Source organism: Hymenobacter endophyticus (genome assembly GCF_032464715.1).
GTDB lineage: Bacteria > Bacteroidota > Bacteroidia > Cytophagales > Hymenobacteraceae > Hymenobacter > Hymenobacter endophyticus.
Genome location: NZ_JAWDJT010000012.1, coordinates 1 through 21,412, shown reverse-complemented (window position 1 = coordinate 21,412; position 21,412 = coordinate 1). Strand labels below are relative to the sequence as shown.

Annotated in this window: 21 protein-coding genes; 6 read left to right on the top strand and 15 right to left on the bottom strand. The window is 60.5% G+C overall.

Annotation, left to right across the window (positions count from 1 at the left end; all coding sequences use genetic code 11):
- Window positions 1-163 precede the first annotated feature (163 nt).
- The 4 genes from ROI90_RS16375 to ROI90_RS16360 all read left to right on the top strand — a co-directional run bounded on the left by ROI90_RS16375 (window position 164) and on the right by ROI90_RS16360 (window position 2,066).
- Window positions 164-484, top strand: coding sequence for a hypothetical protein (locus ROI90_RS16375; RefSeq protein ID WP_315999438.1), 321 nt, complete (start codon window positions 164-166; stop codon window positions 482-484).
- A gap of 127 nt (window positions 485-611) precedes the next feature.
- Window positions 612-878 carry a hypothetical protein gene (locus tag ROI90_RS16370; RefSeq protein WP_315999437.1) on the top strand — a complete coding sequence of 89 codons (267 nt, stop codon included), beginning with the start codon at window positions 612-614 and terminating at the stop codon, window positions 876-878.
- A 10-nt stretch (window positions 879-888) separates the two neighbouring features.
- A complete protein-coding gene (locus ROI90_RS16365) occupies window positions 889-1,341 on the top strand; it encodes a hypothetical protein (RefSeq protein WP_315999436.1) in 453 nt (150 codons plus the stop codon).
- A gap of 167 nt (window positions 1,342-1,508) precedes the next feature.
- A complete protein-coding gene (locus ROI90_RS16360; protein WP_315999435.1) occupies window positions 1,509-2,066 on the top strand; it encodes a hypothetical protein in 558 nt (185 codons plus the stop codon).
- Between the two features lie 209 nt (window positions 2,067-2,275).
- On the opposite strand, the gene ROI90_RS16355 is transcribed toward ROI90_RS16360, so the two are convergent.
- From ROI90_RS16355 to ROI90_RS16320, 8 genes are all read right to left on the bottom strand, one after another.
- Window positions 2,276-3,145, bottom strand: a complete 870-nt coding sequence (locus tag ROI90_RS16355; protein WP_315999434.1) for an IS3 family transposase — start codon at window positions 3,143-3,145, stop codon at window positions 2,276-2,278.
- Window positions 3,146-3,170: 25 nt separating this feature from the next.
- Window positions 3,171-3,461, bottom strand: a complete 291-nt coding sequence (locus tag ROI90_RS16350; RefSeq protein ID WP_315999433.1) for a transposase — start codon at window positions 3,459-3,461, stop codon at window positions 3,171-3,173.
- Between the two features lie 38 nt (window positions 3,462-3,499).
- Complete coding sequence (locus tag ROI90_RS16345; RefSeq protein WP_315999432.1) at window positions 3,500-4,204, bottom strand: IS3 family transposase; 705 nt, start codon at window positions 4,202-4,204, stop codon at window positions 3,500-3,502.
- The gene (locus ROI90_RS16340; RefSeq protein WP_315999431.1) at window positions 4,201-4,503 is read right to left on the bottom strand and encodes a transposase; all 303 of its coding nucleotides are present in this window, start codon (window positions 4,501-4,503) and stop codon (window positions 4,201-4,203) included. Before ROI90_RS16340 ends, ROI90_RS16345 begins: the two co-directional genes overlap by 4 nt.
- Window positions 4,504-4,862: 359 nt before the next feature.
- Window positions 4,863-6,698, bottom strand: a complete 1,836-nt coding sequence (locus tag ROI90_RS16335; protein WP_315999430.1) for a cytochrome c oxidase subunit I — start codon at window positions 6,696-6,698, stop codon at window positions 4,863-4,865.
- Window positions 6,699-6,883: 185 nt separating this feature from the next.
- Window positions 6,884-7,741 carry an AraC family transcriptional regulator gene (locus tag ROI90_RS16330; protein ID WP_315999429.1) on the bottom strand — a complete coding sequence of 286 codons (858 nt, stop codon included), beginning with the start codon at window positions 7,739-7,741 and terminating at the stop codon, window positions 6,884-6,886.
- Window positions 7,742-7,776: 35 nt separating this feature from the next.
- Complete coding sequence (locus ROI90_RS16325) at window positions 7,777-8,418, bottom strand: sterol desaturase family protein (RefSeq protein WP_315999428.1); 642 nt, start codon at window positions 8,416-8,418, stop codon at window positions 7,777-7,779.
- A gap of 12 nt (window positions 8,419-8,430) precedes the next feature.
- On the bottom strand, window positions 8,431-8,871 hold the full coding sequence (locus tag ROI90_RS16320; RefSeq protein ID WP_315999427.1) for a DUF983 domain-containing protein: 441 nt from the start codon (window positions 8,869-8,871) through the stop codon (window positions 8,431-8,433).
- A gap of 557 nt (window positions 8,872-9,428) precedes the next feature.
- On the opposite strand from ROI90_RS16320, the gene ROI90_RS16315 reads away from it, so the two are divergent.
- Window positions 9,429-10,760, top strand: a complete 1,332-nt coding sequence (locus ROI90_RS16315; protein ID WP_315999426.1) for a cytochrome ubiquinol oxidase subunit I — start codon at window positions 9,429-9,431, stop codon at window positions 10,758-10,760.
- 12 nt (window positions 10,761-10,772) lie between these two features.
- Window positions 10,773-11,819 (top strand): cytochrome d ubiquinol oxidase subunit II, encoded by a 1,047-nt coding sequence (locus ROI90_RS16310; protein WP_315999425.1) that lies wholly within the window; start codon window positions 10,773-10,775, stop codon window positions 11,817-11,819.
- Between the two features lie 137 nt (window positions 11,820-11,956).
- Here the strand turns inward: ROI90_RS16310 and ROI90_RS16305 are convergent, their stop codons facing one another.
- The 7 genes from ROI90_RS16305 to ROI90_RS16275 all read right to left on the bottom strand — a co-directional run bounded on the left by ROI90_RS16305 (window position 11,957) and on the right by ROI90_RS16275 (window position 20,837).
- Window positions 11,957-12,886, bottom strand: coding sequence for a carbon-nitrogen hydrolase family protein (locus tag ROI90_RS16305; RefSeq protein ID WP_315999424.1), 930 nt, complete (start codon window positions 12,884-12,886; stop codon window positions 11,957-11,959).
- A 350-nt stretch (window positions 12,887-13,236) separates the two neighbouring features.
- A complete protein-coding gene (locus ROI90_RS16300; protein ID WP_315999423.1) occupies window positions 13,237-13,665 on the bottom strand; it encodes a c-type cytochrome in 429 nt (142 codons plus the stop codon).
- A 207-nt stretch (window positions 13,666-13,872) separates the two neighbouring features.
- Window positions 13,873-14,946: an efflux RND transporter periplasmic adaptor subunit gene (locus tag ROI90_RS16295; protein ID WP_315999422.1), complete on the bottom strand. Its 1,074-nt coding sequence runs from the start codon at window positions 14,944-14,946 to the stop codon at window positions 13,873-13,875.
- 58 nt (window positions 14,947-15,004) lie between these two features.
- On the bottom strand, window positions 15,005-18,154 hold the full coding sequence (locus ROI90_RS16290) for an efflux RND transporter permease subunit (protein WP_315999421.1): 3,150 nt from the start codon (window positions 18,152-18,154) through the stop codon (window positions 15,005-15,007).
- Window positions 18,154-19,548, bottom strand: coding sequence for a TolC family protein (locus ROI90_RS16285; protein WP_315999420.1), 1,395 nt, complete (start codon window positions 19,546-19,548; stop codon window positions 18,154-18,156). Before ROI90_RS16285 ends, ROI90_RS16290 begins: the two co-directional genes overlap by 1 nt.
- A gap of 106 nt (window positions 19,549-19,654) precedes the next feature.
- The gene (locus ROI90_RS16280; protein ID WP_315999419.1) at window positions 19,655-20,161 is read right to left on the bottom strand and encodes a hypothetical protein; all 507 of its coding nucleotides are present in this window, start codon (window positions 20,159-20,161) and stop codon (window positions 19,655-19,657) included.
- A 247-nt stretch (window positions 20,162-20,408) separates the two neighbouring features.
- On the bottom strand, window positions 20,409-20,837 hold the full coding sequence (locus tag ROI90_RS16275; RefSeq protein ID WP_315999418.1) for a hypothetical protein: 429 nt from the start codon (window positions 20,835-20,837) through the stop codon (window positions 20,409-20,411).
- Between the last annotated feature and the right edge of the window lie 575 nt (window positions 20,838-21,412).

Below are 21,412 nucleotides of genomic sequence, written 5' to 3'. Positions count from 1 at the left end.
CCAAGGCCCCCTGGTCAGTACCAGGGGGCCTTTTTCGTGCCAATCGGCGCAGAAGGGCAGTAAGGGGAGAAAGCACGGGCTCATAACTTTTTGATTTAATAATTGAATCAAAAAACCGTGTTTCCCGTATATTTGCACAAGAGTCCACTCAACTTCAGAGAAAATGAGCCAGCACCTTTTTGATGCCTTCGCCAGCGTTACGACGCTAAATAAAGTTGCCCGCCCCGTGGAGGTGTTCTGCGGGTGGGACCGGCCCGATCAGCGGCATTTTCTGGTCGTGGAGGATATGAGTGATGAAGCCCAGGAGCAACCCTTCCCCCAGTACGTGTTCTCGAATCTGAGACTACCGGGCGGGGGGCAGATGACCGCCCAGAACGTAGTCGATACACTGGTCACCTACGGCATATCGGTGCCGGACGGGCTGCTGGAAGCCCTGCAGGAAGATCAGCAGCAGGACAAGGGGGAAGGCCGCCGGAACTGGTAGGGGCAGTGGGGGAGAAAGTTGAGGGAGCGTAAAAGACAGGTAATTGTTTATAATTTTTTACAACAGTTGCAAGGGCTTTTACGTTTAATAAGTATAAGACAAGCAACTACTTAACCCCTCTTTTACAATGGACTTCTTCACTTTCTCCCAGCAGGCCCGCAAGCGCATCTACAATCTGAACGTGGATGTCTGCATGTATGAAAAGGAAACTGCGCTCGGCGTGGGCATCATCATGTACCGGCTAAAAGTGCAGGGTATGGCCATTGGGCCGGAACCGCTGACGACCGAGAGCGCGAGCGGTGAGGATTGCATTACGAACATGATTGCGCGAGTCTGCCGGGCACGCCGCCAGCAGAAGGATCTTCACCGCGGCCAGCAGGAGCTGGCCGCCTAATCCGTAGTTTATGCCAGAGTCAGAGTTTTGGCCCGATTGGGATATGCAGCACATTCAGGCCGCCGGTAATGCGGCGGCCTACCTGAACCCGGCCCGCAAGCGGGCGCAGGAGCTGGAGGCCCGCCAGCAGTTCCGGGCCTTCGAGGACAGCGCCGAGGGCCTGTTACTCAATACCCTGTTTCGGGCATTCAGCCAGGCCGCGCAGGGGCAGAGCCTGAGCCGGCCGCTTACTCCGGCCGTGCAGGCGTTTGGCCGGGGCTTTTCGGCCGGGCTGGCCCTGTCGGTCCTGTATCAGGCAGTCCACAACGTGTACCAGGTAAACCAGGCTGTTGCCGGCACGCAGGACTACCAGCAGCAGCAGTTGCGCCGGCTGCTCGACGCGCTGGCCCCGCTGGCGGCGCAGGTGGAACCGGCGCGGGAACTGGCCGAATTTCAGGCGGGGCAATCGGGGGAAACTCCCTGATACAATAGCAAAAAAAGAGGGGAAAAAGAGCCGGGCAGATTGCCCGGCTTTTTTTGTGATAGGGGCCGCAAATTCCTTGAAAAAATACCTAATTGTTTATAGTTTTTAGTAACTATTAGGGTGTATTTTCGTTTAATAAGTATCAATCAATCAACATTATAGACCCTATGAGCATCATAGCATTCACCCCCGCTTTTCCCATCGGTGGCCTTGAGTTTCTGTACACCGGAGGCGAGCCCACCTATCAGCCCCTGCGCAATTTCTGTTACCTGAGCGCCGGTAGCTTCCACGAAATGCAGCCGGGCTACCGTCTCTGGAACCTGGCCTACCAGGGTACGTTGCGCGTGTGCGACGGCCAGGAGCTGACAGTAGCCGAGGCCAGCGAACGGTTTGAGCAGGCGTATGCGGCGGCCCGCCAGCCGATCCCCGGGGCCGTGCTGCTGCTGCCGAACGGCGTGCACAGCCTTCACACCGCCGAGAACGGGACCGATTTTCAGCTGCGGGAGATGCGGCGGCTGCTGACGTGCGACCACATCGAGATGCAGCCCCTGCAAGGGGAGTTCGAGGACTACATCATCATCCTCGACGAGGATGGGCGCGACGGGCGGCCGGTCAATCCGGTAGCCTCTGCCATCTGGAAAGCCAGCTATCCGCCGGAGCAGTACGAGCCCTTCTTTTTTCAGCACGGCCCGGCCCTGATCATGCACACTTCGCTGCTGCGCTAAGCCACGGAGCCGCCCCCGACGGGGCGGCTCCCACCGGCTGCCATCCAGGTTAACAGCTTTCACCGCGCCTTCCTTACCCGCCATGCTTTCCCCAACCGCCCCCGTTTTTCCCGTTGGCCTGATTCAGGTTCCCGCTGACGGGCAGTATATAGGGTGTTATTAAACAAATAGGGTAAAACTGGGGTGGTCCAGTAAAAACGGACAGTGAGCTAAGATAGGTTGATTTTCAGGTCGTGTTCGAACTGGTGGGGCGAGCGGTAGCCCAGGGCGGAGTGGCGGCGGTCTAGGTTGAAGTAGGTATCGAGGTAGTGGGCGACTTCCAAACGGGCTTCTTCGAGGGAGGCGAAAACGGAGCCTGGTGGTAATAATTCGGTTTTGAGCGTGCTCCAGCCGGCTTCGGCCTGGGCGTTGTCGTAGGGGTTGCCCGGCCGGCTGAAACTGGGTAGGGCGCCGGCTTGCGCGATGCGGGCGCGACAGGCCGCGCTGGTGTACTGGCTGCCGCGGTCGGCGTGGATGATGAGCCCCGGCGCGGGCTGGCGCAGCGTCAGGGCCTGTTCTAGGGCCTGGAGCACCAACTCGGTCGGCATCTGCGCAGCCAGGTGCCAGCCTACCACGCGCCGCGAGCAGGCATCGCGCCACGTGGCCAGGTAGCACCAGCGCCCGCCCACCAGGGGTAGATAGGTAATGTCGCCGACCCAGACCTGGTTCGGGGCAGTGGGGGCCGGCTGGCCCAGCAAGCGGTTTTCGGCCACCACGGCCGCCGGGTCGGCCACCGTCGTGCGCGGCCGGTGCGGTCGGGTGCTCAAAGCCCGCAGCCCGTGCCGGCGCAGCCAGGTGCGCAACGCGTAGCGGCCCACGGCATGGCCTTCGGCGCGCAATTCCGCCCGCAACCGACGGGTGCCGTAGCGTCGGGCGTGGCGCGTAAAGGCCGCTTGCGCCGCCACTTGCCACGGCGTCGGCGTGGCGGCCGGCCGGTGCCGCCACTGATAATAGCCGGCCGGGCTCACGGCCAGCACTTGGCAGAGCAGTTGCACGGGCCACGGCTCGGTGCAGGCGGCGATAAAGGCGTAGCGGCTCATAACTGAGGCGGTTGGGATAATGCGGCTAGAGCATTCCGATGGTCACGACTTTTTTTAACATATCGCGCTCCATTTCCACGCGCTTGAGCGCGGCCCGCAGCTGCTTGATTTCGTCGCGCTCCGCGCTGCTGGGCACGGCGGCTTCCAGCGCCTGGCGTTGCCAGCGACCCAGCAAGGCCGGCGAAATGCCCTGGGCACGAGCCACGTCGCTTTGCCGGGCACCGGCTGCTACTTGGCGCACGCACTCGGCCTTGAAAGCCGGTGTGTATTTTTTACGGGTGGCAGGCAAGCCGCCAGGGTTCGATTTTTCAGTCATGGGCAGCGGAAGTTAAGACTTCGCGCTGTCCGTTTTAACTAGACCACCTCAGATTCGGCGTGGGCGTTGTCGTAGCAGTTGCCGCGCCGGCTCATGCTTTGCACGGCGCCGTGCCGGGCCAGCAAGTCCTTGAACCGGGTGGCCGTATACTGGCTGCCCTGGTCGGAGTGCACGACGAGCCCGGCCGGGGGCCGGCGCACCACGAGGGCTCGGCGGAGCGCCTCGCTCACGAGGTCCTCGGGCATGGTCTCGCGCACGTCCCAGCCCACAATCTTGCGCGAGCAGCGGTCGAGCCACACGGCCAGGTAGAGCCAGCCGCCGCCCTGCCGGGGCAGGTAGGTGATGTCGCCCACCCACACCCGGTTCGGGGCGGTGGGGGCCGGCTGGCCGAGCAAGCGGTTGGGCGCGGCGCGCACGGCCGGGTCGGAATCGGTGGTGCGCGGCACGAACGAGCGGGGCTGCTGCGCCCGCAGGCCGTGGGCTTGGAGCACCCGGCGGATGCGCCAACGGCCCACCGCGTGGCCTTGGGCCTGCACTTCGGCGCGCAGCCGGCGCGTGCCGTAGCGCTGACTGTGGTACGCAAACGCTTCACGCACGGCCACTTGCCACGCGGGCTCGGGCACGGCCTGGCACCGCTGCCGGCGCCAGGCGTAGTACGCGCTGGGCGCCACGCGCAGCACCTGGCAGAGCTGCCGCACGGGCACCTGGCCCGCTCGCTGGGCGATGTGCTCGTAGGCGCTCACCGGGTCGGCTGGCCGAAGATGACCAAGGCTTTTTTTAAAATATCCAGCTCCTGCTCGGCCCGCTTGAGGCGGGCCCGCAGGGCGCGCACCTCCGGGTCTCGGGCTACTTCCTCGCTGCCGACCTCGGCCACGAGCTGCGCCTGCTGCCAGCGGTAAAGCAGCTTGGGGCTGATGCCCAACTGCCGGGCCGCGGCCTGCGTGCTGCGGCTCTCGCCGGCCAGGCGTAGCGCTTCGGCCTTAAACGCCTCGTCGTACTTGCGCCGTTTGTCGGGCGACGCCCCGTTCTTTTTTGCGGTCATGACAGAAGAAATATACGTCCTTCTTCTGTCCGTCATGCCTAGACCACCTCATACCTCCCAGCTGCTGAGAGGAGTGCCAGAAGGGCTGTATCGGGACAAGGCCCCGCTACGGTACCACAACCAGCCAGCTAGCAGTAAAAACCCATACGGAGCGGCCAGCAGCAGCCCCAGCAAGGCCGAGCTCATCCAAGCTAACCCTTCACCTGCTGCGCGGGACATGTGCAGCCACACGGCTAACGGACCACATACCAAGGCAGTACCGAGCATCACAAGCAGCAACAGCGACAGTGCTTGCGAAGAGAAAGACAGAGGTCGTTGCATAAGACTGTGTGTCAAAAGGGACAACAGATGAAGGGCCCCTACTCGACATCATAACGTTCGTTGGGCAGGTTTGAGCTGGCAGTTTGCGACAGGGGAACGTGCTGGGGAATAAAGTCCTCGTCGGCACCAGGCTTGCTATAGTCATAGGGCCAGCGGTGTACGGCAGGAATTTCGCCGGGCCAATTGCCGTGACCAGGAACCACGGGCGTCGTCCATTCCAGGGTAGTGGAGCGCCAGGGGTTCTGTGTGGCCCGGCGGCCTCGGAAGATACTATGGAAAAAATTGAACAGAAAAATGAACTGGGCCAGGAAGACCAAGACTGCTGAGGCCGAAATAAACTTATTCATTTCGGCAAACTGACTAAAGGTATCAAAAGCTGTGAAGGCGTAGTAGCGACGTGGAAACCCAGCAATGCCCACGTAGTGCATGGGTAGAAAGACCAGATAGGCACCCAGAAAGGTGCACCAAAAGTGTAAATAGCCTAGCGTTTCATTCATCACACGTCCAAACATCTTCGGGAACCAGTGATACACCCCGGCGAACATGCCAAAGAAAGCGGACGAGCCCATCACCAGATGAAAGTGAGCCACCACGAAGTAGGTGTTGTGCACTTGAATATCGATGGCCGCATTCCCTAGAATAATGCCCGTTAGCCCCCCCGATATGAAGAGGGAAACGAACCCAATCGAGTAGAGCATGGCCGTCGTAAAGCGGATGTTGCCGCGCCACAGCGTAGCCAGCCAGTTGAAGGTCTTTACCGCTGAGGGCACGGCAATAATAAGCGTCAGAAACATAAATATAGACCCCAGGAAGGGGTTCATGCCCGTCACGAACATATGATGGGCCCACACCACACACGCCAGCAGCGTGATGCCGATGAGCGAGCCAATCATAGCGCGGTACCCAAAGATGGGCTTCCGGGAATTGGTAGCCAGGATTTCCGAAACCATGCCCATAGCGGGCATAATCACGATGTAGACCTCAGGGTGACCTAGAAACCAAAACAAGTGCTGGAAGAGAATTGGACTTCCCCCCGTATTGTGCAGGGCTTGGCCGGCGATGTAGATGTCGGAGAGAAAGAACGAGGTGCCAAACGAGCGATCAAACACCAGCAACAACACGGCAGCAAGAAGTACCGGGAAGGCGATGATGCCCAGGATGGCCGTCATCATAAAGGCCCAGATGGTCAGCGGCAGCTTGCTCATGGACATGCCCTGGGTGCGCAGGTTGATGATGGTGGTCACGTAATTCACCCCGCCCAGCATTTGCGACACGATGAACAGGGCCATAGACACCAGCCACATGGTCTGACCCAGCCCCGAACCTCCAATGGCTTGCGGCAGGGCGGAAAGCGGGGGGTATATGGTCCAGCCTGCAGCAGCTGGGCCCGTTTCTAAAAAAATAGAGGCGAACATGACCGCACTGGAGAGAAAAAAGAACCAGTAAGAAAGCATGTTCATAAAGCCCGACGCCATGTCGCGGGCTCCGATCTGCAGGGGGATAAGCAAGTTGGAAAACGTACCCGACAAACCAGCCGTCAGGACGAAGAATACCATGATCGTACCGTGAATGGTGACCAGAGAGAGATAAAACTCCGGGTCTAACTTGCCGCCGGCTACCCACTTGCCCAGCAGCGGTTCAAGCCAGGAAAACTGTGCATCAGGCCAGCCTAGCTGCAAGCGGAACAACGTGGAAAGTGCGCCCCCTACAAGTGCCCACAGGATCCCAGTAATCAGGTATTGCTTGGCAATGGTCTTGTGGTCAGTGCTGAAAATGTAGCGAAACAGCCAGTGTTGCGCTGGGTGATGCTCGTGGTGGCCCACTACGTCAGCTGCGGATAAGTCCTCGCCGGTTGGGGGAACGGTCGTTTCCATGAGAGGCAATGTGTGTGTGTGGAAGAACGACACAAAGGTCCCCGGGCTTCGGGTAGGTGGAAAGAGACATAGCCGGGAAAACCCCGGCTAAATCAACGCTTTCACACGGTTTTAGGCGTAGGGTAAAAAAAGAATAGTGGGCTTCAGCAGCCCGCTTCAGCGATAGAAGTTCACGATATCGGCTACTAGGCCCGCTGTTGCTGGCGGAAAGCCTCCGGGGTAACGTGCACGTACTTTTTGAAATAGCGCCCAAAGTAAGAGGCATCGCCAAACCCCAGCGTTAGCGCTACCTGCCCAACAGACTGCGAGCTCGATAGTAAGAGGCGCTTAGCTTCTAGCACAATGCGCTCATGTAGGCGGTCACTGGCCGTTTTCCGCAGTACCCGTCGGCACAAAGCATTCAGGTGGTTGGGCGAGAGCTGCAGTTGGTCAGCATAGTCACGCAGCACCTTCTGCGAGCGGAAGTGCCGGTTGATCAGGTACTCGAACGCCGCCACCTGGGGGTTGTCCCCGGCGGCCAGCGGGTGCGCCCGGCGGTAGTGGCGGTCAGCCAGTTGCAGCAGCACGTGCAGGTACGAGCGGCTCACCTCCAACTGCTGGGGTGCGGGCCCGGCGGCTTCTTGGTATAACCCCTGCAGCAATGGTAACAGGGGCTCCATGGGAGGCCGCACGTCCAGCAGGGGCGGGTGAAAGTTGCTGAAGAAGGGGTACGCTGCCAGCGGAAAGTCCGGAAACCGCTCTTCATAAAACTCGGCGCTAAAGCCTAGCACCAGGCCCTGCACGTCGGCCGACAGCTGCGCGCAACCCACTTGACCAGGCAGGAGAAAAAATAGCCGGTCAGGCTGGACCGAATACTGTTCAAAATCCACGGTAAGGCTGCCCGAGCCGTGGGTAATGTATACCAGCACATAGACTGGTGGCTCCGCCGGCCCCCCCGTGAACTGGAAGCGAACTTGGGCAGCGGGCAGGTGCTCGACAAAAAAGAGCCGGGGCTCCCGGGCATGCGTCCAGACGCCCACGCTCCGTGAAGCAGTTGTTTTCATAAGAGTAAAGGGAAGAAGCACCCGGGCCGGGGGCGTTACCGGGGGCGTCGGCGAGGCATGGTGCCAAAGACATGGTCCCACAGCGTCGTGGACACGCCAAACGCGGCTGACTCCTGGGTGTAGTGGTGCATGGCGTGGTGATGCCAGAGCCACTTGAGCGCATTCCTGGGCGGGGCGTACATGTGCAAGCAGTAGTGCACCAGCAGGTAGCTGGCGTAGCCGAACACGAAGCCGGCCAGCACCCCGAAGGCGGCGTACCCCAACGTGAAGCGGAAGATGAAAAACAACAGCGAGGCCACGAACACGGTCAGGATAGGGGGCATGGCCAGCCGGGTTTTATCCTTGGGGTATTCGTGATGTACCCCGTGCATGGTGTACTGGAATTTGGCCCGGGCCGGGGAGGTGATCGCCAGATGGTACACGAAGCGATGCATCCCGTACTCGGCTAGGGTGAAGAGCAGCAGGCCTGCTATAAATAAGGCGAAGGCACTCAGGCCGGTCAGCAGGTTACGCGTGAGCCCGTAGTAGAGGCTCACGTTGGCAGTAAGCAGAAAGATCGACACCGGAATGGCAAAGTGCGTATGAGTAAGGCGCTCGAGAACCGGGTTATCAAAGAGCTGAGCAGACCCCTTGTGCTTGGGCCGGGGTGCGTCGGGGGGAGAGAGGATGGCGGACATCAAGCAGGCAGGTTAGGAACGCGGAGCGTCATTCACCGCGACGGAAGCGGAGGGCGAGGCCACCTGCCGCTGCACGTAGGTAGGATCATACTTGATGCCGCCAAACAGATACAGCATGATGGCACGGGAGTAGCGCAGCGCGGCCGGAGCCGTCGCCAGCACAAATCCGGTTACGACCAGCATGTAGACCCATACGTCGGGATCGTTCAGCAGAAAATAAGAGATTAGCCCTCCAACCACAAAGCAAGCGACGGAAAAAGCGTAGCTCACAAACATGGCCCCCCAATAGAAGCCGGGCTCGGGCTCGTAGCGCTGCGCGCAGACTGGGCAGGCATCGGGCATCATGGCGTACTTGGTGATGTAGTAGGCCGGATACGAAAAGAGCGGGCCTTGATGACACCGGGGGCAGCGTAAATCCAGCAGGGCCAGGGCAGACGAATCAATGGGTTTCATAATGGTCAGATGAAGAGTTATTTGACATTACAAAGGTACCGGCCCCCAACCCCCCGGGTAAGACACAAATCAGGGGACATCCCGCACAAATCAACGATGGTCACTAGTCTGTCCGCTCTATGCCTGAATCAACGTTGGCACATGGTTACCAGGCCGGTAACTTTAAGATACCTATGAAAAAAGGGCTCTATTCATACGTAAGGCATATCATTAAGATAATGAGGAGGTTGCAGGGTTGGCTGCGTGCATGGCAGCGTTTTGGTGGAAGCGGGCCTTCGCTTACACAGCAGGCGCTACTTCTACAGTGCGTGAACCAAGGACCGAAGCTTTCCAGCAGCATCAGTTTCCGCGTTAACTTGTGCAGTTCGTTGATTTAGCCGGTATTTACCCGCATATGGGCTTCCCCTGCCTTAGGGAGGGCCGTACATTTGTCTTGTTCTCGTTTTCTGGAACAGCATAGCCCTCATTGCCTTGAACTTCTCGCCTATGATGCTCGGTGGGGCCCTAGGCCTCGCCGGGTAGGTGCATGACCCCTTTGCTCTTTAAAGTGTCGTACCATGGATGATTTTTTGGCGGCCCGCTCCCAGATGGCCCTCTCGCTCGGCTTTCACATCATCTACTCCTGCATTGGCATGGTCATGCCCTTCTTCATGGCGGTGGCGCATTTCCGCTGGCTGACGACGCGTGACGAAACGTATCGTAACATCACCAAGACCTGGAGCAAGGGCGTAGCCATTTTCTTCGTCACGGGGGCCGTGTCAGGTACCATGCTCTCCTTTGAGCTGGGCCTGCTCTGGCCCGGGTTCATGGAGCACGCCGGCCCGATATTCGGGATGCCCTTTTCGCTGGAAGGCACGGCGTTCTTCATCGAAGCCATTGCCCTGGGGTTCTTTCTTTACGGCTGGGATCGCTTTCACCCCTGGTTTCACTGGTTTACCGGGGTCGTGGTGGGCATTAGCGGGCTGGTGTCGGGGATTTTGGTGGTAGCCGCCAACGCCTGGATGAACAGCCCGGCCGGGTTCGACTTCGTGAATGGCCAGTACCTAAACGTCGACCCCATTAAGGCCATGTTCAACGAGGCCTGGTTCTCGCAGGCCCTGCACATGAGTATTGCCGCCTTTGTGGCCACCGGCTTTGCTGTCGCGGGCATTCATGCTTTGATGCTGCTCAAGGGCAGGAACGTCGGATTTCACCGCCGCGCCTTTCACATTGCGGCCGTGTTTGGAACCGTGGCGGCGCTGGTGCAGCCGCTGAGCGGCGACTTCTCGGCCAAGGATGTGGCCCGGCGCCAGCCCGCCAAGCTGGCAGCTATGGAAGCCTTGTTCCACACTGAAAAGCCGGCCTCGCTCGTGCTCGGGGGCATTCCCGACGAAAAGACGCAGCGCGTGAACTACGCCATTAAAATCCCGGGGATGCTAAGCTTTCTGGCCCATGGCAACTTCACCCAGGAAGTACAGGGCCTAGACCGGGTGCCCGTGGCCGACCGGCCGCCCGTGCTCATTCCCCATTTAGCTTTCCAGCTGATGGTGGGCCTGGGTACCCTGATGATGGGCATTGGCGTCCTCTACCTGCTGGCCCGCTGGCGCAAAAAGGCTTGGTTGCAGAGCCGCTGGCTGCTGCAACTTTTTGTGGTGGCTACCCCCGCCGGTTTTCTGGCCGTGGAAGCGGGCTGGACGGTGACGGAGGTGGGCCGCCAGCCCTGGATCATCAACGGCGTGATGCGCACGGCGGACGCCGTGACGCCCATGCCGGGTATTGCGTACTCATTTTATATCTTCTCGGCCGTGTATGTCTCCCTGAGCTTTATGGTGGTATTCTTACTCAGCCGACAGATTCGCATGGTACCCGAGCTCTACGATGTGGAAGCTCCCACGTCGGCCCACGCCTAACGCCCTACTGCCATGCCGCTGCTCTCCTACGTCGTCATTGCCTATCTTTTCCTAGCTATTCTGTTGTACCTGCTGCTGGGCGGGGCTGATTTCGGGGGAGGCATCATAGAGCTGTTCACCTCAGAGAAAAACCGCCGCGTCACCCGGGAGACGGTGTACCACGCCATTGGACCCATCTGGGAAGCCAATCACATGTGGCTCATTATCGCGGTGGTGATTCTATTCGTGGGCTTTCCAAGAATTTATACTACCATGTCGGTGCACCTGCACCTGCCGCTGCTGGCCCTGCTGCTGGGCATCATTGCCCGGGGTACGGCCTTTGGCTTCCGGCACTACGATGCCGTGCACGACCGGATGCAGGGTGTGTACAGCCGCATTTTCGTGTATTCCAGTGCCATCACCCCGTTTTTTCTGGGCGTTATTGCCGGCAGTGCCCTGGCCGGGTACATCGACCCGCTGGCCACCGACTTCTGGACGGCCTACGTGGGCAGCTGGCTGCACCCCTTTGCCCTGGCGGTAGGTGTGTTCACGGTGGCGCTGTGCGGCTACCTGGCGGCGGTGTACACCATCGGCGAAGCGCGTACTGCGCCGGACCGGCAGCGCTTTGTGCGTAAAACCCGCTTGCTGACGGTGGTGGCCGTGGTGGCCGGAGCACTGGTGTTTGTGGCCGCATATATGGAGAAATTACCGCTGCTCCACTGGGTACTGGGCAACGCCGTAGGGCGCACCGCCCTGGGCCTGGCAACGGCCTCGTTGGGGCTGCTGTGGCTCCGCTTGGATCGGGGCAATACGGCCATGCTGCGCATCTTGGCGGGCTTTCAGGTGACGATGATCCTGCTAGCGGTGGGTTACGCGCACTTCCCCAATTTCCTGATGCTGCGCGGCGGGCACCATTTGTCGCTGGTGGACGAGTTGGCCCCACCCCGCACCGTGGAGGCGTTGGGGCAGGCGCTGCTCCTGGGCAGCCTGTTGATATTGCCCGCGCTATTTTATCTCTATTACAGCTTTGAGCGCGATAAAAGCCACGGCCAGGTGCCAGCCGCTACGCAACCAGACTGACGGCTCCCGGCCATGTATTGTACGTCAAGTAAAAAATAGCTGGAACTCCGTTGGTGTGGAACATGACTAGGGTGCTCCTGTAGTAGCGTCGCGTCTGCACCAGCCACCCGGGGTTTACTGCTGGTAGAAAAACTCGCTTAAAGCGGTACCGGCAGTGTTTCGGGCTGATTAATTACTGTTAGCTGAAAGACATCGTCCCGAGAGTAGTGTCCCACACAATCAAAGTCCAGCTTGCTTTTGGCCAGGATGGCCGCGTCTAGGTCCGCGATGAGCAGCCCCTCTTGATCCCACAAAGGCCCCGCCAAGACCTCACCCATCGGGGAGATAATCACGCTGCCCCCGCGGCTCATAATATCTGGTTCGTCCCGTAAGTCGGTTTGGTAGCGCTCCGGGTAGTCGCTTTTGCGCACGAACTGATTGCTGGCCAGCACGAAGCAGCGGCCTTCCAGCGCAATGTGTTGCATCGTAGCCTGCCAGGAATCGCGGGCATCCGCCGTAGGGGCCAGATAAATGTCCACGCCCTTCTGGTAGAGCGCCGTGCGGGCCAGGGGCATATAGTTTTCCCAGCAGATAAGTCCGCCTATCCGGCCAAGCTTCGTAGCCAAGGTAACGAGCGAGCGCCCGTCACTTTCGCCCCAAATGTAGCGCTCCAGTCCCGTGGGCTTGAGCTTGCGGTGCTTGCCTAGCAACGACCCGTCAGGGCCAAAATAGAGTAGCGTGCAGTGTAGCGAGCCCCCGAGGGGTTCTTTCTCCGTGATGCCGAGGACCACGAAAAGTCCCGCTTGCCGGACCGCGTGCTGAATGCGAACCATGCCCGGGGCTCCGACTTCTAAGCTGTTTTCCCAGTAGTCCAGCCACATCGTGCGCCCTTTATCCGTGCGGCGTCCCACAATGGCTTCGAAGGTGAGGCCCCGCGGATAGCAGGGAATGAAAGACTCGGGGAAGAGCAGCAGTTCACACCCCGCAGCCGCACCCCGTTCAATCCAGTGAATGACTAGGTCAACACTTCTTTCTAAGTCAAAAAGGGCCGGGGTCGCTTGCACGACGCCCACTTTACTGTTTTTCATAGGTTCAGCAGTTATTCCTCAGTTTGCGGATTGCAGAGGCGTTTTCAGGTGATATTTTCACCCCGCTGAGCAGTATTCCGCTGCTTGGCGAGATATGGCCGGTTGTGGTAGTGACGAAGGGCCCGTCGGGATGTAACAGGCAGCAAGAAGCCTCAAGACAACGCGGCGGGCTCCCGTTGAATAAGGGCGCTTTTTCACAGCCATGGCCAAGCTGGGTGACTGGCAATGTACTGGCTAATCGGCATAGCGCCATGGTGCAAAACGAGTAACTACCGGGCAAATTCAAGGCTCGGGCCCCTTCCGCCCGCCAGCAGGCAAAGGAGAGGCGAAGCAGCGATAAGGCAAATGGGCTATTTCAGGGTGCGCATAAACTCAAGCACCTGCCGTGCTTCATCCTGGGAGATGGTTTGCGTGGGCATGCGGACCTGATACTCAGCCAACAGCTTGCGGGCTGTCGCGTCGTGGGTGAGCATAGCATCCGTATGCAGGATCATGTTGAGAATCCACTCGGGCTGGCGTCGAACGGTGATGCCTTGCCAGCCCGGCCCTACCGTTTTATCAGTACCGAGGCTATGGCAGGCTTGGCAATTGCTGGCATAAAGCCGCTGACCCTTCGCGACCATAGCTTCGTCCAGCACGGGGGAAAGTCGAACATCTCTGCCGGAAAGTAAACCAGCCGAAGCGGCTGGTAGTGGCTTGTCCTGAACAGAGTCGGCTGCTTGTAAAGCCTGTTTGTACGCCTCGGACTCGTAAATGGAGCCGATGCTGGTTTTGGGCAAGCTGGCTTCCGAAGAGGCACCGTCGTTGCTGCAGGCTGAGGCTAGTAAAAGCACTGTAGCGCCAAAAAGGGCTAGTGACGCCCGCAAGTGGTAATGGAAGAGTCTCATGAGTTGGCACTGGTATCTTTTTGTTAGTTACAACAGCCGGCGCCAAGGCCAGCTGTTGTAAGGAACTCGTTTCAAGGTGCAAGGAATCTCGGCTAGGCATTATTTCATGGCGCCCATAGCGCCTTTCATCGGCGGCATGGCCCTGGCCTGTAGCTTATCTCCCACCGCCAGGCGCCCAAAGATTTCCACTTTCCCCCCTTGCTGACGGCCTTTCCGGACCGGCACTTTTACGGGGCCATTAGTACCCATCTTGAGAACATAAACGCCTTCATCCGAGTCTGTAACCGCGGTGAGTGGCACCACAAAGGTGCTGTCTTTGGCCGCCAGCGGCAGACGGATGTCGGCAATCATGCGAGGCAGCAGCTGCTTGCCGGCGTTGGGCACGTCGAGCTCGATGCGCTCCGAGCGCAGCCGCTGGTCCAGGGCGCCGGCCTGCCGCATGATTTTACCGGTAAAGGTGGTCTGCGGCAGCGAGCGCACCGTGAAGCTCACCGTGCTCAGGGCGTTCAGGTAGGAGCGGTGCGCTTCGGGAACCGATACGACCAGCCGCAGCTTTTTCTGCTCCTGCAACGTGAGCAGCGGCAGTTGGGAGCCCTTACCGGCGGGGCCCACGTAGGCGCCCTTGTCCACGTTGCGGGCCGTGATGACTCCGCTAAAGGGAGCCCGCAGCTCCAGGTAGCTTTCCATTACCCCCACTTCCTGCAGGGCCGCTTTGGCGGCTTGCAGCTGCGCGAGGTCGGCGTTTTTGCGGGCCGTAATCTGGTCCAGCGCATCCGGCGCAATGGCGCCTTCCGTGCGGCTGGCTTCCCGAACGCGGTCATAGCTGGCCTTGGTGGCCAGGTACGTGGCTTCCAGGGACTGCACCCGCGATCGGGCCGCCGCCCGCTGGGAGCTGATTTCCGGCGCCTCCAGCACCAGCAGCAGCTGGCCGGCCTGCACCTCGGAGCCCACGTCCACTTTGAGCTCTTGGACAAAGCTGCTGACCTTGGCGTACAGGTCCACTTCCTGGTAGGGCAGCAGCTCGCCCGGCAGCGAGAGCGTGTCCTGAAGCCGGTCCTTGGCGAGCGAAATGGTTGCCATGGGCATGGCCATTGGGGCAGCGGGAGCAGCAGTTGCCGGCGTTTCCGCCGGGCTGCACTGGCTCAGCCCAGCTACCACAGCCAGACCAGTCATTATGTTGGTTACTAAAAAAATACGAGGTTTCATGGAAGTGATTTCGGGGAAGTAAGGATTAGGCGTGTGCCGGAATGAAGTGCTTGCTGTCGGCGTCCTGCGGGTCCAGCGATACGGAGTCGATGGACGACCGGCCTTGCACCCAGGCAAAGGCCAGGGGCAGCAGCAGCAGCACGGCGAAGGTGCTGGCCAGCAGCCCGCCAATCACCGCCCGGCCCAGCGGAGCGACCAGGTCGCCGCCTTCGCCGTGCCCGATGGCCATGGGCAGCATACCCGCCAGCATAGCCAGCGAAGTCATGATGATGGGCCGCAGGCGCAGCGCGACGGCTTCCTGCGCGGCCGCCACCGCGTCCCCGCCGTTGGTTTTGCGCACGCCTTCGGCGTGGCTCACCAGCAACAGGGCATTGGCCAGCGAAACCCCGATGGACATGATGAGGCCCATGTAGGACTGCAGGTTCAGGGTCGAGCCGGTGGCCAGCAGCAGGCCCAACGCGCCCACGATGACGATGGGCACCGTGGTCAGAATAACCAGGGGCACCTTCACCGACTGGAAGTTGGCCGCCAGCAGCAGGAAAACCACCACCACGGCGACCAGGAGCCCGTTCTGCAGGCTGTCGGCGGTTTCCGTCAGCACCGTCGCGGTGCCAATCAGCGAGACGGTCAGTCCCTTGGGCAGTTCGCCCAGGGAGGTAATGGCGGCCTGCACGTCTTTGGTCGCGGTGCCCAGGTCCTGGCGGTGGAGGTTGGCCGTCACGGTCACAAAGCCCATGGTGCCCAGGTTGGCGCTTTCCCCGTAAGTGGTATCCGCCGTGATGGTGGCCACGTCGCTGAGCACCGGCCGGGTGGCGTTTTTCAGCACCGGGATGTTGGCCAGGTCGGCCTGGCTGTTCATCTTGTTGAGCGGCGTTTGCACCTGCACGTCGTAGGCAATGCCCATCATGCCGTTGTCTATCCACATGTTCTTGCTGGTGTAGCGCGAAGAGGCCGTGGAAGCAATCAGCGAGCGGGAAATATCCCGCACGTCCACCCCCAGCTGCGCGGCGCGCTGCCGGTCGATTTCGATGTTCAGGGCCGGGTACTTCTGCGACTGGGCAATCTGCTGGTCGCGCAGGTAGTCAACCTTTTTGAGCTTGCCCAGCAGCTGCTTGGCGTACTGCAGGTTCTGCATCTTGTTCATGCCCGAGAGGCGCACTTCGATGGGCGTGGGCGAGCCCTGGCTCAGCACCTTGTCGATGAGCTCAATGGGCTCAAAGGAGAGCTTCACGCCGGGCATCACCTGCCGGACCCGCTGCCGGAGCTGGTCTTTGAGGGCGGCCACGTCCCCGTCGTAGTTTTTCAGCGCCACCTGCAGCAGGGCCTCGTGCGGGCCGGCGTTGTAGAGGTAGATGGGGCTGACGGCGAAGGTGGACGGATGCTGGCCGATGAACACCGACGAAATGGCCACGTGCTCCTTGCCCACGAGGCTTTCAATCTGGGCCAGCAGCGTTTTCACTTTGTCCTCCGTTCGGTCGATGCGGGTGCCGTCCGGGGCCCGCAGCCGAACCTGGAACTGGCTGGAGTTCACCGTGGGCAGCACGTCCCGCCCGATGTTGACGAAGAGCAGTCCGGCGACTCCCAGGGCCGCGACGAGGTAGGCGGAAACCACCAGCCGGCGCTGCGGCATCAGGCGGTGTATCAAACGGCTGAAGCCGGCGCGAAACCGCTCAAACCGTTTGCCGGGGGCCGCCTGGTGCTCTTCCTTGAGCAGCCAGTTGGCCATTACCGGCACAAAGGTCTGCGAGAGCACAAACGAGACGATCATCGAAAAGCCGATGGCCAGCGCCAGGGGCTTGAACAGCGCCCCGGGGATGCCGCTCATCATAAAGGCCGGGGCAAACACGGCCAGCACCACCAGCAGAATCAGCAGCTTGGGAAAGGCAATTTCCTGACAGGCGTCCCAAATGGCCAGGGCCTTGGGCTTGCCCATGGCCAGGTGGCGGTGGATGTTTTCAATGGTGACCGTGCTCTCGTCCACCAGCACGCCGATGGCCAGCGCCAGGCCGCTCAGGGTCATCAGGTTGATGGTCTGCCCGAAGAGCTTGAGCAGCAGCACGCCGGATATAATGGAAATCGGAATGGTCAGCACGACAATCAGCGCGGCGCGGCGGTCGCCCAGAAACAGGAGCACCATGAGGCCCGTCAGCAAGGCCCCCAGGGCCCCTTCGGTCACCAGGCTTTTTACCGCGTTGATGACGTACACCGACTGGTCAAACTCATAGGAGATTTTGACGTCGTCGGGCAGGTTCTGCTGGATGGCAGGCAGCTTTTCCTTCAGCGTTTTGACCACGTCCCAGGTGGAAGCATCCCCGGCCTTGGCGATGTTGATGTACACCGACCGCTTGCCGTTAATCAGGGCGTAGCCCGTGGTGACGTCGGCGCCGTCTTTCACGGTGGCCACGTCGCGCAGGTACACGTTGTCCACGCCGCCCTTGAACAGGGGAATGTCGCCGAACTCGTCCAGGGTCTTGAGGACGGTGTTGGTCGGCGTCAGGTAGTTGATGTCGCCGATGGAGGCATTGCCGGCCGGGGCGGTGATGTTGTTGTTGCTGATGGCCTCGACAATCTGGTCCGGCGTCAGGTTGTGGGCGCGAATCAGCTCGGGGTCGATGTTGATTTCAATCGTGCGCGGGCTGCCCCCGAACGGCGGGGCCGTCTGGATGCCCGGAATGGAAATCAGGAAGGGCCGGGCCACAAAGTTGGCCACGTCCTGGAGCTGGTTGTTGTTCTTGGTCGGACTGGTGAAGACCAGCTGGCCGACCGGCTGCGAGGAGGCGTCGAAGCGGATGATGAAGGGCGGCGGGGTTCCGGGCGGCAGAAACACCTGCGAGCGGTTGGACAGGGCGTTTATCTCGGCAATGGCCGAGGCCATGTTGGTGTTCTCATGAAAGGTCACCTTCATCAGGGTCAGCCCCTGCGAGTTCTTGGACTCGATGGTCTTGATGCCGTTGGTGAACAAGAGCATGTTGACGTACATCTTGGTGAAGTACGACTCCATCTGCTTGGGCGTGTACCCGTAAAAGGAGTGGGCGACGTAGACCACCGGCAGCTTCATTTCCGGCAGCAGGTCAATTTTCACTTCGCGGGTAGCCTGCACCCCGAAGAAGAGCAATCCCATCACCATCACCAGGACGGATACGGGCTTGCGTAAGGCGCTTTGAATCATGTTCATTAGCGGGCAGTGGTAATCTGGTTTAACAAAAGGGAGAGGTCGCCCACGGCCGCCGCTTTCAGCAGCAGGGCCTGCCACACGTTGGCGTGGGCGATTTGCTGCTCGGATTCAGCCCGGCTCAGGGTGTAGAGCGTCTGCGTGACGTCGACGATGGTGGTCAGGCCGTTCTTGTACAAGGCCGTTTTTTGGCGGTAAGCCGCCGCCGCCGCTTTCACCTGCACGCCGGCTTCCTGCTGGTTGGCCACGGCGTTGGCCAGCTGCGCATCGGCCAGCGCCGACTGGGCCTGCAGCTCCTGCTGGGTAAGCTCCATCTCCTGCTGCAGGCCCTGGGTCTGCAGCTGCTGGGCCTTTACCTTGGGGCTGTTGCGGGCGTAGGAGGTGAGGTTCCAGCTCATGCCCAACCCCGTCAGGTAGTTGACCCGGCCGATGCCCACCCCGTCGGCATACCCCCGGGAAAACGCGGTTTGGTCCTGCGGGTAGTTGGCCTCGAACCCCGAGCCCCGGCCCTGCACCACGCCGAACAGGGACACCGTCGGGTGGGGCAGCTTGCGCTGGAGCTGCGTTTCCTGCTCGCTTTTGGCGATGCGGGACTGTTGCTGCCGCAGGACCGGATGCGCCGGGTCCACCGCGGTAAGGGAGGCGGCACCTGCGGGCGTGTGGGTAATGAAAGCCGAGTCCAGCTGAAACGCCGCGTAGGGGACGCCCATCAGCACGGCCAGGGCTTTGGATTTGTCCAGCTCCAGGTCCCGGGTCTTCAGCAGCTCGGTGCGGGCATTGGATACTTCGGCCGCGGCCAGGGAAGAATCGACGCCGGCCACCAGGCCGCTTTTGGTGCGGGCCACGGTGGTGGTTTTGAACACCCGGGCCCGCGCCAGATTCGCCTCGCGGGTACGGAGCAGGCGCTGGGCCGTGAGCAGGTTCAGGTAGGTGGCCGCAACTCGGACCTGGTGCTCGAACTGGGCCTGCTCCAGCTCGTGCTGGGCCCGCAGCGCTTCTGATTCTGCCACCTTGGTTCGCTGGCGGACCCGGCCAAAAGTGAATACGTCCCAGTTGACGTTGGCCAGGTACAGAGCCCCGAAGCCGGCGTTCCAGTCTTGCTGGGGCAAGGGCAAAGCCGTAGAGGCGACGCCCAGGCCCCCGAAGCCGTACAGCGGACCATGCTGGCCGTTGACGGTGCCGTAGGCTTGCTGGGCGGATAGGCGCAGGTCGGGCAGGTAGTCCCGCTTGCGTTCCTGCACGGTGGCCTCCGCGGCCTGCCGGTAGCTTTCTTTGGCTTTTAGGGAGCCGTAGTTGGCTGATGCTTTGCTGATTGCTTCCGGCAGACTCAGGGTTTGGGCATAGCCCGCACTGGTCAGCACAAGGCACAGCAATAGCATGACACGTGGTATTCGCATCGATTAGGAAGTTAAAAAGGTGAGGGCGGCGGGTTCCGTTGGAACCGAAGTTCCGGTAGTAGGCTGCCGGACTCTAGGGCCGGCAGCGGAAGGAAATTAGACGCCGCTACTGAATGGGGGTGCGCTTTTTCAGGTATTGCTGGTAGGTACCCTCGGACTCGAAGTAGAGGACGCTGCCGTTTTGCTGCGCGGCATCCAGGGCAACGAAGGCAGCTGATTTATCGACTTCTTTACCAGTCAACGGGTCTTGCGCGACGCGCACCTGGCGCTGCGTTTTGATGTTTTTCACGCACATCTGGCAGCAGCCGTAGTACTGCCGGCCCTCAAAGGTCACCGGCACCTGTTTCTTGCCCATGTAGGCGTTGTTGACCATGCACACCAGCTCCTTGGCCAGGCCGTTCCTGGTCATGGCCGGTTTCTGCGCCTGCGTGTCTGGGGTGGTCGCGTGGTCGGTATGCGGCGGGTCGTTGGGACGGTCAGCAGTAGGAGCCGCAGAATCGGCGGCTACCACGACCGGGGAAGTGGCCACTTGTTGGGCGGAATCCTGCTGGGGAGAGCAGGCTAGGGCTAATAGGGAGACAGTGGCTAGTAAGAAGCCAATAATGCTTTTCATCGGGAGGGTCTGCGGTGAGGAAAGATGGGCTGCTTGCCTGCAAGGCCCAGCAGCTGACCCCAGGCCGGGACGTACGCCGGCGGTGGGGCCCAGGTGGGGGCGTACTCGCTGGCTGGCAGCAGCTGTTCCTGGCCGGAGGGAAAGGCCGAGAGGAAAAGACAGTGTTGCCGGGCGGACACGCCAATGCACAGGCTCGCCCCGAGGCATAGCAGAGCTATGCCAGGGCGAGCCTGTGCAGGTGCAGCAATCAGATGGTCAGCGACCCGATGAAAATGCGGATGTCTGGAATTTTAGGGGGCAGCACCTGCCGGGAAACCAGCACGACGGCAGCCGTAGGGTCCCAGTGGCTGGCAGCGGGCTGGAAGAAGAAGCTCGTAGCTTCGGGTAACAGGGCCGGGGCCGGGCTGTGCAGTTGCTTCTCCACGGCGGCGGCCAGCAGGGTCTGCTTAGCCACCAACTTGCCTTGGCAGCAGTCATGGCCCGCCGACAACTGCTGGTCGTGCGCCGGGGTGCCTTGGTGGATGGCCAGTGTGGCCGTGCGTTGCTGCTGGCAGCCCGGGGCCATCGGCTTCGAAGCCGTCGCGTGGGCCGCTCCGGCTCGCGACGAGAGGTTGGCTGCGCATACGCAATGCCCCAGCCACATATTGACGAAGACGACCAGAAAGGTCGTCGCCAATAAACGATGGAAGGGCTGCAGCGTGCGGAACATGAAAGACTATGAACTGGCTACAAATTTAAAGCTTATGCCAATAGGCGCCATGTCCCCTGCCACTGCTTGGCAGGCCTAATTGCTCTAGGTGAGGTGATGACTCACAGCCGAAATAGGCCTCCTTCGCGTTGTAAGGCATTTTAGGTGCAGCGCAGGACCATTTGCTTGCCGCGCTGGTTTCCGAATTATGCAAGTCTGGGACAGAATTATGTTCCCTTGGAAGCTGCCACCAGCGGTTGCCTAGGTCTGGGTGATAGAATGGGCTTTGGCAATAGACTCGTCCTTTACAAAGCGGCAGCGGTGAAACACCGGTTAAATAATGCTCCAGAACCTCCTGAAATACCAGTTCCTCAACTTGAAAAAATGAATGAACTGCTCGGTAAGTGCGCCGGAGTGCTTAGCGTGTAAATCCGCCCTTTGGGATACTGTTGGCGAATTGGTTTTAGGTCATTGCCGGAGGCATCAATCGCTCAAAAGCAGCCTGACGAGTCTGGGCTAACGGCACGGTATTTAGCCAGTCCACGATCCGCCACAGATTCACC

Excerpts from the sequence above, each read along its gene's own strand:
- ROI90_RS16375 (WP_315999438.1), top strand. The coding sequence starts at position 164 with ATGAGCCAGCACCTTTTTGATGCCTTCGCCAGCGTTACGACGCTAAAT.
- ROI90_RS16370 (WP_315999437.1), top strand. The coding sequence starts at position 612 with ATGGACTTCTTCACTTTCTCCCAGCAGGCCCGCAAGCGCATCTACAAT.
- ROI90_RS16365 (WP_315999436.1), top strand. The coding sequence starts at position 889 with ATGCCAGAGTCAGAGTTTTGGCCCGATTGGGATATGCAGCACATTCAG.
- ROI90_RS16360 (WP_315999435.1), top strand. The coding sequence starts at position 1,509 with ATGAGCATCATAGCATTCACCCCCGCTTTTCCCATCGGTGGCCTTGAG.
- ROI90_RS16355 (WP_315999434.1), bottom strand. The coding sequence starts at position 3,145 with ATGAGCCGCTACGCCTTTATCGCCGCCTGCACCGAGCCGTGGCCCGTG.
- ROI90_RS16350 (WP_315999433.1), bottom strand. The coding sequence starts at position 3,461 with ATGACTGAAAAATCGAACCCTGGCGGCTTGCCTGCCACCCGTAAAAAA.
- ROI90_RS16340 (WP_315999431.1), bottom strand. The coding sequence starts at position 4,503 with ATGACCGCAAAAAAGAACGGGGCGTCGCCCGACAAACGGCGCAAGTAC.
- ROI90_RS16335 (WP_315999430.1), bottom strand. The coding sequence starts at position 6,698 with ATGGAAACGACCGTTCCCCCAACCGGCGAGGACTTATCCGCAGCTGAC.
- ROI90_RS16330 (WP_315999429.1), bottom strand. The coding sequence starts at position 7,741 with ATGAAAACAACTGCTTCACGGAGCGTGGGCGTCTGGACGCATGCCCGG.
- ROI90_RS16325 (WP_315999428.1), bottom strand. The coding sequence starts at position 8,418 with ATGTCCGCCATCCTCTCTCCCCCCGACGCACCCCGGCCCAAGCACAAG.
- ROI90_RS16320 (WP_315999427.1), bottom strand. The coding sequence starts at position 8,871 with ATGAAACCCATTGATTCGTCTGCCCTGGCCCTGCTGGATTTACGCTGC.
- ROI90_RS16315 (WP_315999426.1), top strand. The coding sequence starts at position 9,429 with ATGGATGATTTTTTGGCGGCCCGCTCCCAGATGGCCCTCTCGCTCGGC.
- ROI90_RS16310 (WP_315999425.1), top strand. The coding sequence starts at position 10,773 with ATGCCGCTGCTCTCCTACGTCGTCATTGCCTATCTTTTCCTAGCTATT.
- ROI90_RS16305 (WP_315999424.1), bottom strand. The coding sequence starts at position 12,886 with ATGAAAAACAGTAAAGTGGGCGTCGTGCAAGCGACCCCGGCCCTTTTT.
- ROI90_RS16295 (WP_315999422.1), bottom strand. The coding sequence starts at position 14,946 with ATGACTGGTCTGGCTGTGGTAGCTGGGCTGAGCCAGTGCAGCCCGGCG.
- ROI90_RS16290 (WP_315999421.1), bottom strand. The coding sequence starts at position 18,154 with ATGAACATGATTCAAAGCGCCTTACGCAAGCCCGTATCCGTCCTGGTG.
- ROI90_RS16285 (WP_315999420.1), bottom strand. The coding sequence starts at position 19,548 with ATGCGAATACCACGTGTCATGCTATTGCTGTGCCTTGTGCTGACCAGT.
- ROI90_RS16280 (WP_315999419.1), bottom strand. The coding sequence starts at position 20,161 with ATGAAAAGCATTATTGGCTTCTTACTAGCCACTGTCTCCCTATTAGCC.